This is a genomic window from uncultured Alistipes sp., assembly GCF_902388705.1.
In the GTDB taxonomy this organism is placed as follows: domain Bacteria; phylum Bacteroidota; class Bacteroidia; order Bacteroidales; family Rikenellaceae; genus Alistipes.
Genome location: NZ_CABMQJ010000059.1, coordinates 1 through 12,121, shown reverse-complemented (window position 1 = coordinate 12,121; position 12,121 = coordinate 1). Strand labels below are relative to the sequence as shown.

The 12,121-nt window shown below is 60.7% G+C and carries 5 protein-coding genes; all 5 read right to left on the bottom strand.

The features are described 5' to 3' along the window. Positions 1 to 139 precede the first annotated feature (139 nt). Complete coding sequence (locus QZT71_RS10610; RefSeq protein ID WP_295915892.1) at positions 140 to 3,586, bottom strand: glycoside hydrolase family 38 C-terminal domain-containing protein; 3,447 nt, start codon at positions 3,584 to 3,586, stop codon at positions 140 to 142. A gap of 13 nt (positions 3,587 to 3,599) precedes the next feature. Continuing rightward, entirely contained in the window at positions 3,600 to 4,526 is a 927-nt protein-coding gene (locus QZT71_RS10605; RefSeq protein ID WP_295915889.1) for a LamG domain-containing protein, read from the bottom strand. 29 nt (positions 4,527 to 4,555) lie between these two features. Continuing rightward, the gene (locus QZT71_RS10600) at positions 4,556 to 6,199 is read right to left on the bottom strand and encodes a RagB/SusD family nutrient uptake outer membrane protein (RefSeq protein WP_295915886.1); all 1,644 of its coding nucleotides are present in this window, start codon (positions 6,197 to 6,199) and stop codon (positions 4,556 to 4,558) included. Between the two features lie 21 nt (positions 6,200 to 6,220). Continuing rightward, on the bottom strand, positions 6,221 to 9,265 hold the full coding sequence (locus tag QZT71_RS10595) for a TonB-dependent receptor (protein WP_295915885.1): 3,045 nt from the start codon (positions 9,263 to 9,265) through the stop codon (positions 6,221 to 6,223). 401 nt (positions 9,266 to 9,666) lie between these two features. Further along, the coding region (locus QZT71_RS10590; RefSeq protein ID WP_295915883.1) for a GH92 family glycosyl hydrolase at positions 9,667 to 12,121 on the bottom strand (2,455 nt) is incomplete at its 5' end.

Genomic DNA, 12,121 nt, shown 5'->3' with positions numbered 1-12,121 from the left:
CTGCTGTGCCCGCAGCGGGCGGGCGAACCCCGCCCCGGCCGGCCTTGCGCCGCCCGAAACGAAAGAGGAGCGCCCCGTAAAGGGACACTCCTCTTCGTTCGCTCCGGCGGCACGTTTGCCCGCCGGCCGTTCCGCTCGGTTATTTCACGATGACGAAACGGTTTTCGTAGGGTTTCAGCGTCAGTGCCGTCACCTTGCCTTCGTTCAGCACGCGTCCGGTCGCATCGGCCGTTTCGATGGGCAGGGCGCGGCCTCCGGCATCGAGCAGGCTGAACGTCGCCGCCTGTCCGTCGGTTTCCCGCAGGTTGAGCAGTATGCCCTCGCCCGAGGCCGTCGGTGTGCACGAGGTTATCAGCACGTGGTCGCATCCCGTGCGCAGGAACGACCGTTCGCGCTGCTGTCCGTTCGCAGCCGTTGCCGCGGGCATCACGCGCGCATAGAGCGGAACGCGGGTGCTCCACCCGAACCGCGATGCCGCGGAGTTGGCCGTGTCGGCGGTCGAACTGACGACGAACGAGCATTTGAATTCGCCCTCCTGCGAAGCCCGGAAATTCGTCGTCCAGTAGTTGTTCATCAGCCAGGGGAACACGTGCGGTTTTTCGTAAGTCCGGGGCTGGCGGTAGGGGTCGTCGAGCAGTTTCCCGAGCAGGTAGAGCGGCACGGCGTCGCTGCTTACGAGTATCTGCGCCCGGTCGTTGCGTGCCGCGACGAAATTCTGGACGGTGTTCCACGAAGCGCTCGTTCCGGGAATCTGGTCCGTGCCCGAGCGGACGGTGCCTCCCGGTACGTCGAAGATGAGTTCGCCGCCTTCGAGCAGCCACGGCATGGCGACGTAAATCGCCGACGGGTCGGTTTCGGGCTTGCGAACGAAATCGTAGCAGAATTCCACGCGCTTCACGTCGTTGTAGAGGCGTATTTCGAGCTGCACGCCGGGACGTTCGTCGCATCCCTCGGCCTTGCCGCTGAAGCGTACGCTCCGGTAGATCTCCCCGGATGTTACGCCCGGGCACCGTACGTTGGAAAGCGTCGAGCGGCGGTAATTGTCGAATACCTTGCGCTCCATCTGGTTCCGGTCGCCGTTGAGCGATTCATAGATGAACGCTCCCAGTTTCCACTGCGAGGCCGGGTCGACGAGCTCCTCTTTGAGCTGCTTGTCGTAGAGCGACGAAACGGTTCCCGTCGCCGGGTCGAATCCGATTCGGTAGAAGTCGTTCTCGAGGCTGTTGCCGGCGAGTTCCGAACGCTGCGGCTCGGCGGCCTTGCCCGGGTCGAGTACGATTTCGAATGTCTTGTAACCCATTGCGGGGATGTTTTCCGCCCAGATGGCGTAGTAGCGGCCCTCCCGGCGCGAGCGGATGGGCTGCACGGGCAGGCTTTTACCCTCTGCGTCGACGATCCGGAAAGCGCGCCCCTCCGGGATCAGTTCGAAGTCGATATACACGGTCGTCAGCTCCGAACGCTGCCAGCCGAGCGGGTTGAAGAGCGTGAGCGTCGGGTGCGTCGACCGGTAGAGTTTGCCTTGCAGCCGGCCTGCGGCGTCCTCGTAAAGCAGCTGCGTGCTCTTGAGCGCCTCCCATGCGTACGACCCCTTTTCGGCCCACTGCACCTGCGAATTCTCGCATCCCGGGTTGCGGATGCTCTCCGCGGCGCCGAACGTGTGCTCGTCGTAGAAGAGGAGGTTTTCATGGATGCGGCGCAGCTCGTCGTGGGTGCCGTCGGTCTGGCCGAGCCCGGCCATTCCGGCCATCGAAAGCATGCCTTCGATGGTGATGAGGTCGGATTGCGTCTTGCGCGAGGCGGCTGTTTCGCGGGCTGCCGAGCCGAACCCGTCTGTCCACCAGTCGGGGTAGGCGGCGCGGTAGACGGGCAGCTCGCCGCCGTGTTCGCGGTCGATGCGTTCGAGGAATTCATGCGACGTGGCGCTGCGCAGTTTGGGCCATGCATAGCGGTCGTTCCATGCGCGTATCAGGTCGCATTCGCGCATCGACGGGGGCGAATTGTCCGTCAGGTACCCCGAATACTGCACGGCGATGAGCGGGAAGGGGTATCCGCTCTTCTCGAGCCGGTCGATGTAGGCGAAGATCCCGTTGCTCACGCGCGCCATGTCGCCGGTCTGGATGCCCCATGAGTTTCCGGTGTGGTAGTGGTCGCCGCGGAACATCAACATGCCTTTGCCCGAGGGCGACTCCCAGCGGTAGAGCGTCGGCCGGTCGAAAGGTATCAGGGCGCGGTGGTTGTTCGAACCGATCGAGAAATACTTCACGCCCAGGTCGGGCAGGTAGTCGGCCAGGCACCATGCGATGCCGTTCACGTCGTTCTGCATGGCCGTTTCGATGGGCAGTCCCAGTTCGCGGAAGCGCGTCACGGGTTCGAGGAACGTCTTGTAATTGTTCTCTCCCGACAGCTCCGACATGTTGAAGAACATCGCCGTCACCTCGATTTGGCCCGCTTTGACGTATTTGATGAATTTGTCCACCTGCTCCTGGGGGCGTATGCGCAACCACTCGCGCACGGGCCACGACGCTTCGCACGTCCAGCGGAATTTCGCGTCTTCGGGATAGTCGGCCGTCAGGTCGCAGTATTCGACGGCGTAGTCGATGTAGCGCAGGTGCTCGGTCAGGATCTCGGTCTGGGGCTTGGTGTAGCCGATGTCGGTGTGGGTGTGCTGCACCAGGTAGAGCGTCCACTTGGCGGCGGGGGCGATTTTCACCTCGGTCGACAGCGTTTCGCCGCGTTGCGGACGTACTTCCAGCTTCACCGTGCGTCCGGCGTATCCCTCGGGAATGTTCATTTCAACCGTGTTCATGCCCCTTGCCAGCTCGACCGTGCCGCCCGGCGTGCCGTCGTAGCTCCAGCTCGCGCGGCGGGGTTTGCCCCAGTTGATGAGGCTTACCGTCACGGGGTGCCGCAGCTCCTCTTTGGTGCGGCCGTACACCAACCCCGGTTTCGATTCGCTGCCGACGATGCAGGCCCCGTCGCCGGGACGTACGCACTTCACGCTGCGGTCGGCTTCGAGCACGATGGCGTCGAGTACGATCCAGCTGCCGGCGATGTTGCGGATGGTGAGCATGTTTTCCCCGGCCCGGAAAGTCCCGGCGGGTATGTCGGCCTCGATTTTCAGGTCGCGGGCCGTGGTGCGCTTGTTATCGGGGAAGTCGGTGTTTTCCCCTTTCGGCGCGCGTACCGTCGTGCGGAAATCGCCTGCCTGGATTTCGAGCGTCGCCGGCGATGCGGCCTGCGATTCGACCAGGTAGAGCGTCAGCCGCATCGCGGCCTGCGGGGCCTGCCTGTCGGCCCCGAAGCGCAGCAGCAGCGTGCCGCGGTTGTTTCCGGCCCATCCGTCCTGGGGCCCCGGGAGGATGTAGGGGATTTCTGCGGGGGTGCTGTGCCCGGCCTCGCAGGCGGCCAATGCGCCGGGGAATTTGCGTGTCAGGTCGGAATACGCCCCGTCGTAGAGTGCGAATTCCGCTGCCGAGCCGTCTTTGCGGCCGATTTCCCAGACCGGGTGCCGATAGGTGCCCGCCCGCAGGCCGGTGCATGTCAGGGCTGCCAGGATTGTCAGGATTAAAATTCTTGTTTTTTTCATATCGAGTGGGTTGTTATTCGGGATCGTTCCATGTGATGTCGGTCATCCTGGCCACGCGGTTGCCGGTCTTGTCGGTGATTTCCGCGCCGACGTTGAGCGTCAGGGGCCAGTAGGCCTCCAGCCCCTCTTCCGACCCCGTGAAGTTGCAGGCCGTGTCTGCCGCCACCTCTTCCGGGGTGCGGACGTCCGCCCAGATTGAAACGTGCTGGATGTTGCCGCGCATGTAACGGTTCGAGTACGATGGCGCCGTTCCCAGCTGCAGGTTGCAGGTGGGCTCCACGATGGCCTTGCCGCACGTGAAACTCTTCACCGGCTGCCCGTCGAGGTAGAAGTGCATCCCGACGTTGGCCTTGTAGGTGGCGGCTATGTGGTACCATTTGTTGAGTTCGATTTTGCAGCAGGTGCCGCCTTTCCAGCCTCCGTCGTTGACGTAGAATTGCAGGTTCGCACCGTTGTTGCGAATCATGATGGCGCCTTTTCCCTGCTCGCAGGAGATGATGTTCTGGTCGCCCGTCGCGAATTCGTCGAAGCGCACTTTCATCTCCCAGGTCAGTTCTTCGGTGAGGTTCCAGTCGCCGGCGGGGCCGAGGTTCATTTTCGAGCCTGCGTTGAAATAGGGAATCCCCGCCTTGACGATGTTCCCGCTGAAAGCCTTTATCGCCTCTTCGAGTTGCTTGCAGGCGTTCTGGTAGCCCTCTTCCCGCGAGGTGTTGTTCATGATGTAGTAGGCTTGGTCGATACGTGTCTGCAATATTTTCTTCGACCCGGGGGCGATGTCGCCCTCTTCGATTCCCTCTACCGACTCGGCGACGAGTGTTTCCGCCTGTCGGATCAGTGCGATGAGCGACCGGTGGGCTTCGGTGTAGTCGTCGTCGCTGCATGCACAGCATATCAGTGCGGCGCAGAGCACGGCGGCGAAATTTTTCAGTATGCGTTTCATAGTCGTTCGTAAAGTTAGCAAATTATTGATTAATAACCGTCGTTTTGTCCCAGCGTCGTCCAGTCGGGCATGCCGTCGAACTGCGTCTGCGGTATGGGCCGGACGATGTGGTAATCCTTGATGTTGTTTTTCGCGTCGGGGTTATAGATTCTCACCTGGTCGATAAGCCTGCCGAAACGCTTCAGGTCGAGCCTGCGCTGCCATTCGCCGAAAAGCTCGCGGGCCCGCTCCTCGAGGATGAAATCGAGCGTCATGTCCGCCTCGGTGACTTTCATGGCCTCTTCGTACTCTGGTTTTTCGTGGTTGACGGCGCGTTTGCGCAGTTCGGTAATATCGGCGGCTGCTCCTTCCAGGTCCTGGGCCGTCGTGCTGCGGATACGTGCCTCGGCGCGGATCAGGTAGAGTTCGCCCAGCCGGATTACGGGGTAGCTGCGGTCGGAGAGCGTGGACATGTTGCCGGGCCGGGTGTGGTCGTAGAATTTGGTCATGCCGATGAACGTCCAGCGATCCTGCGGAATGCCGTCCTTGTCGAACATGTCGTTGCGGTCGAAGACGGTGAAAGTCTTCTCCATGCGTTTGTGCTCGGCCAGCGGCAGGACGTCGGGACAGAGGTAGAGTGCCGTGTCGATGTATTCGCGCCACTGGTTGAGCGGGAATGCCGAACGGTCGTCCTCCGGGTCGTTGTAGTACCATACCCACTGGTGCAGGTCGCTCCAGCGCCTGTCGGCGTCGCGGTCGAACAAATCCATGAAGTAGGGCGAGGGAATTGCCTGGCAGCCGCCGTATCCCGTCCATTTGAGCATGGTCTGCACGCCGGGGAAACGGTCGATGTACATGGCGTACCACGACCAGTAGCCGTTGGCCTGCCGGAATGCGTCGTCGTCGGTGAATTCCGTCGTCCAGATGAACTCCTTGTTGGTCTTGTCGTCGGCCCACAGGTCTTTGAGGCTGGGGCAGAGTTCGAGCCCGTAGTGATCGATTACCTGCGATGCCATGTCGGCCGCTTCGTCCCACTGTTCGTCGTAGAGGTACATGCGGGCGAGGAACGCTTTTGCGGCAGGCATGTCGATACGGCCCGATTCCGTTGTTCGCGTGTCGGGGAAGAGTCCGATGGCCGTTTTTAGCGAACCGATGATCTCCTCGTAGAATTTCGCGCGCGGCGAACGGCGGGCTTCCGTTCCTTCGGTTTCGTCGGTGGACATCGGCAGGTACGTATCGCCCCAGGTTTCGGTGATAATCCAGAGGAACAGGGCGCGCATGACATGCATCTCCGCTTTATACTGATCTTTCTCGCTTTCGTCGGCAAAGGGTGTTTCGTCGATGGTTTCGAAGAACATGTTGATGTTGGAGAGTGCCTTGTAGCAGTGGTTCCACAGCCAGGTCACGTTGCCGTTTGTGGCGTCCAGTCCGTAGTAGTCGCACAGTCCCACGTCGCCCTGGTTCTTGCCGCGCAGGTAGATGTCCGTACCCAGCTCGGTCATCAGCGGCCATTGTCCGTCGCCGCCGTAGAGGTTGTTGATTTTGGTGTAGCTTTGGTATACCAGAGCCTTGATGCCGTTCTCTTCCTTGAAGAGTTCGGTCGTCGAACCGTAGGATTCCTCCTCGAGGAAACTCACGCATCCGGTCAGGCCGACCGCAAGGGCCGCAGCGAACAGGATAAATATCTTTTTCATATTCGGTTTTCGGATTTTAGGTTAGAACTGGACATTTGCGCCGAAGATATAGAACGACTCCCACCACGAGATGCCGCCCGTGTTCTGGAGCTGGCTGTAGCGCCACGGCGTGTTCATCGTCACGTAGAAGCGTGTTTTCTTCACCACGCGTCCCATCCATGCCTTGGGCAGGGTGTAGCCGAGCGTGATGTTGCGGATGTTGACGTAGCTGTTCTTGTAATATCCCGTCGCGTCGAGGTACTTGATTGACTGCCCTTCGACCGGGCGCGGATGGCGGTTCGACGGTTTTTCGGGTGTCCAGTAGTCGATTTTGTAGGTGTTCCAGCGCCCCAGCTGGTTCGCCCACTCGCTCGTGCTGCGTCCGTCGTGGGCCAGTGAGCCGAACTCCCCGTATACGTCGATCGAGAAGTCGATGTTTTTCCACTCCGCATTGATTTGCAGGCCGCCCACCCAGTCGGGGCGCGTCGTGCCGAGAATCATGCGGTCGTTGCCGTCTATTTTACCGTTGCCGTCCAGGTCGGCGATTTTCACCTCGCCGGGTTTCTGCCCGTAGATGGCAGCCAGGTCGGCTTCGTTTTCCTGCCAGATGCCCACCTGCTTGTAGTTGTAGTGCACGCCGTTGACCGGGTACCCTACGAACAGGCCGTTGCTGATGTCCTCTTTCATGTTCGGATCCTGCAGGCGCACCAGCTCCTCCTTGTTGCGGTAATACGAGAGGTTCACGCCCAGGTGCAAATCCTTCGTTTGCACGGGAACGGTCGAAAGGCTTACCTCCCATCCGCGGTTGCGGGTGTCGCCGATGTTCGTCCACGCCTTGTTGAATCCCGAGGTGTAGGGAAGCACCTTGAGGTAGAGCAGGTCGTAACTCTTCGAATCGTAATAGTCGATTGTACCGTGGATGCGTCCCTTGAGGAATCCGAAGTCGAGGCCGATGTCGAGCATCTTGTTACGCTCCCACTCCAGGTCGGGTGTCGGGCGGGTTTCGGGCTCCAGTCCCGGACGGTGCGTTTCCCCGCCGTTGAAATTGGCGTATTTGCCGTGCAGGGTGCCTGCCGTGGCGTAGGGGGCGATCGAGTAGTTGCCCGTCATACCGTACGAGGCGCGCAGTTTGAGGTTCGAAATCCACTCCACGTCCTTTATGAACGCCTCTTCGGAAATGCGCCATGCGACGGCCGCCGAGGGGAAGAACGCCCACTTGTGCCCTGCCGACAGCTGCGAGGCCCCGTCCTCGCGGAACGATGCGGTTACGATGTAGCGGTCGTCGTAGGAATACTGCACGCGGCCCACCACCGACACCATCTGCTGGCGGACGAAACCCGACGAGAGCGTTTTCGAGTCGGTCAGGCGGCTCATGTTGTACCAGAGATAGGCGGGCGACTCCTGGTCTTTGCCCGACATGGATGCGTTGACTGTCTGGCGGTTCTGCATTTCGTATACGGCCGTCAGGTCGATATTGTGCTTGCCGAACGCGCGCTTGTAGTTGAGTACGTTGTTCCATACCCAGTCGGCCTTGCGGTTGTTGTGCATGAAGGCGACGTTGCGCTCGTCGGTATACGACACCGAACGGTTGTCGTAGTAATAGCCGCGCGACGAGAAGGCGGGGCTGTATGCGAAGTTGGTGTTGAACGTGAGGCCTTTGGCCAGGTCGATCTGTGCGAAGAAACGCAGGAAGAGCTTCCACTCTTCGGTCTTGTCCTTGTAGACGTCGTCGCTCTCGTTCATATAGGGGTTCTTCACGAACGGGTCGCCGAAGGGATAGACGTTGTAGCTGCCGTCCTCATTCCTGATTTCCGTGAGCGGGGACATATGCAGGAATTGGTTGAACATGTCCGGCTTGTCGTTCTTGACGATGTAGTAGGCGCGGCTCGAAAGTCCCACCTTGAGGAACGGAAGCACCTTGTGCGAAAGGTCGGCGGTCAGGTAGAAGTGGTCGTTCCCGGCATTCTTGTAGCGTTTGTCTTCGTTCTTGTAGTTGAATGCGATTTTGTAGGCGCTCTTGTCTGTCGCAGACGAAATGGTCAGGGAGTGGCTCGTCCACAGGCGCTTTTTGTTGAAGTAATTGCTGCCCATCCAGTCGGTGTTCACCTTCCCCATGTTTGCCAGCTCGACGCCGAAAAATGCCTTTGCGTCGTCCGCTTCGCTGTGCCACACTCCTGCGGCCCGGCTCGCCTCGCGCTGGAAAGCGATGTATTCGTCGGCGTCCATCACGTCGAGCGAACCGCGGTTGTTGACGCCGGCACCCACGAACCCGTCGTAGGTTACCACCGTCTTGCCCAGCTTCGCCTGCTTGGTGGTTATCAGGATAACGCCGTTGGCACCCCGTGCGCCGTAGATGGCCGTCGAGGATGCGTCTTTCAGTACGTCGATGGATTCGATGTCCCCCGGGTTGATCGAGGCCAGGGTTTCATCGTAGGTGATGCCGTCGAGGACGATCAGCGGGTCGTTGCTCGCATTGCGCGAACGGGTGCCGCGGATGCGGATCGAACCGCCGTCCATGCGGATGCCGGCTATGCCTGTGAGGGCAGTGGTGATGTTGTATGCGGGTATGCGGGCAATCCGGTCGGAGGAGATGGATGCTACGGAACCCGTGATGTCTTTTCGTTTCATTGTCGTGTAACCCGTTACTACGACGTCTTCCAGGCCGATTGTATCTTCCGGGAGTACGACGTCGGCCGTCGTGCGTCCCGCATTCGCTATTACGGTCTGGGGCAGCATGCCGAGGAACGAGATTTCGAGCAAATCGCCCGCCTTTACGCCTTCGAGCGTGTAATGTCCGTTGCTGTCGGTCAGCGTACCGCGGGAAGTGCCTTTGATTACGACGGAGGCGCCGGCTATTGCATCGCCGTGCGCATCTTTAACGACGCCGGATACGGCATAGCGGATTTCCCCCCCCCTCCCGTCGGTTTGGGTGGTGCCGGCCGTCGTGCCGCCGTTAGTTTCCGATGCTTCCGCCGCGGCAGGCAGCAGCAGGGCCGACAATGTCAGGACGAGTCCGCCCCGCATTACGCCCGGCAGCCTGTTCCGAAGGAGCCTGCCTGCGAAAATGTTTGGGTAAAAATGTTTCATGGTTTAAAAGTTTAGGTTGTTGAACTGGAGCTTTTCGATTAACATTTGAACATTTTTCATAATGTCTGAACATTATTGCGTACTGCAAATTTAAATATAGATTTTTAAAATGCAACTTTTTTCGGTTGTTTTTTCGATTATTTTTCATGTCCGGCCGGTGGATGTTTCGGACTTTATGGAGGATGAAATGTCCGAAGTTAAAGGCTGCATAAGTGCCGAAGCCCGCTGTTGCCTGCGGGCGGGTTTTTCAGGGGTATGCATAATGACCCCGCGATTTTTCGTGCCGCGGCCCGGTTCTCGCCGTTTTCATGCTTCGTGTTTGTATAAACATGCTGGCGGTTTGACGCAAACGGGCGCATCCGCTGACCGGATGCGCCCATGCATGTGTGCTACGGCGTTTTTTATTCGGGAAATCCCGCCGTGCCCCATCGTTTGTTGGGCTCGGGCCCCAACCACAACTCGAGCACACCGCCGCGGGCGAACTCCTCGTGGGGGAACCAGAATGTTTTCAGCGTGCGGCCGTTGAGCCGGGCCCGCTGGATATAGACGTTTTCCGCCGAATTGCCGTACGTGCGGATTACGAACCGGTCGGAACGGTCGGCGGGGTAATAGCGTTTGTCGAGGCGTATTGTCACCTCATCGAAAACGGGCGAGGTAATCTCGTATACGGGGTGCGCCGCCGCCGTGCCGCGCGTGCTGAACAGCCCGAGCGACATCAGGGCGCTAACGCCGCCCATCTGTCCCTGGTCTTCGTCGTGTCCGCCGTAGCCGCGGTCGGGTGTAGTCGCCCCGTAGGCCTGCTCGTTTACGCGGCGTACCCAGTACTGCGTCATCCACGGCTTTCCGCCCCAGCTGAATACGTGGGCGTTGGAGCAGCCGGGCTGGTTGGCGTAACTCACGTAGCCTTTCCCGTAGCCGAATACGAAATCCTCCGGCGCGGCCTGTTCGAAGGCATAATTGAGTTTTTCGCAGAACTTGTCGTTTCCGCCCATCAGGGCCGCGAGCTCCCGCAGTCCGTGCGAAACGCCCCATGTCGCCTGCCAGGAGTTGGCCTCGATCCAGCCGGTGCCCTTGAGCGGATCGTCGTGCAGCCAGTTGCCCTGCTCGTCTTTGGGGAAGAGCAGCTGCTGTTCGGGACGGTAAAGTTTGCGCCATCCCTCGGAGCGGCGGCCGAACGCGGCGGCCTCCCCGCCCAGATTGAGGCGCCGTGCCATTTGCGAGAGGGCCCAGTCCTGGAAGTTCGATTCGATTGTCATGCCGGCCCGTCCGGGCTGGTACCCCGATTCGAGGTAGAACTCCCCGATACCCAGCATGCCGCCAGGCATGTGGTTACGCTGCATCGTCCGGAAAGCATGCATCGGATCGCATTTGGTCAGCAGCCCCTTGTTGAAAGCCGACACGATGAGCGGGGTGGCGGGACAGCCCGACATAATATAGGTGTAACCGCCGGCGCAGGGGCCGCGGGGAATCAGTCCGCCGTTGTCGGCATAGCGGATGAGCGACGCCGACATTTCGTCGAGCATCTCCGGCCAGCCCAGTCCCCAGAGGATGTTCAGGTTCCACTGCGTGAGCCAGAATGCGTCGGAATTGTACATGTGGTGCAGGACGTCGCCCCGTTCGTCGCGGGGCAGCGTGCGGGTTTTGGGGCGGATGTTGCGGGTGAAGGAGCGGTAGCGCTCGCCCTGCGTCAGGTCGGGATATTCGCCGTTCACGTCGTCGATTTTATGCCGTCCCAGCAGCACGTGCCACAGATCCGTATAGAATTTCGTGCGCTGCTGCTGCGTGCCGCCCCTGACCTCGATGCGGCCCAGCCATTCGTTCCACTCCTTTTGGGCGCTGCGGCGTACGGCATCGAACTCCTCCCCGGCCGAAGCGTCGTGTTCGAGGTTCTCCCGGGCATTGTCCGTGCTGACGTAGGAGACGGCCGTGCGGACATGGATGCGGTCGCCGGTGCGGACGGCGTAATGCGCCGAAACGCCCGACGTGGGGGAGTCGAGGTAGCTCAACTCCTCGCGCGGATGGCGCCGGGTGATCGCCGAAGAGCCCGCGAGGGTGTCGATGCCGTAATAGCGGCAGCTGTCGGCCCAGCCGTCGAGGCGGTCGAAAGGCCGGTCGAAGCGCACGACGAAGTAGACCTTGACGTTCTCGGGGCCGCCCCAATGGCGCCCGTACGTGTCGAAACTGCCTTCGATTTCCTGCTCCCCGACGCGGCGCACGCGGGCGTTGCGCATGGTCGTCGAGGCCAGGTAGCCGCCCAGGTTGATAAGCAGGTCGGCTTCGGCGTCGTGCGTGAAGGTGAGGCGGTAGAGCCCTGTGCGGTCGGTCGCGGTCTGCTCGACCCAAATGCCGTAATCTTTCAGGAAAAGGCGGTGATAGCCCGGCTGAGCGATTTCGTCCTCGTGCAGGAATGCCGATTTCCAGTGTCGTTCGCCGCGCGTGGGATCGACATTGCCGGTCGTGGGCATCAGCGTGAGCCCGGCCAGCACCCAGTTGTGTATCTGCGGGAAGCCCAGCACCTCGGTCGTGTTGTAGTTGTATCCGCCGCCGTACTGGTTGCGGTTGCGCGTCAGGGGCGCCGCGCCTATCATGCCGAAGGGCTGGTTGCCCGTGATGAAAAAGAAATAACGCCCCTTGGTCGTTTCGATGAACGGGTCGACCTGCGACACGAAATCGCCTCCGGCTTCGGCGGGCGGGAAAGCTTCGATTTCGGAGAGCCCGATATGGGAGCCGACGGCGTCGTTGGCGACGAAGCGCACCCATCTGACACGTTTGGGGGCGAATTCCACCACTTTGGGATCCCCGTTGTCCGGGATGCCCGTCACGCCGATGCGCGTGCCGTCGCTGAAGAAGAGGTCG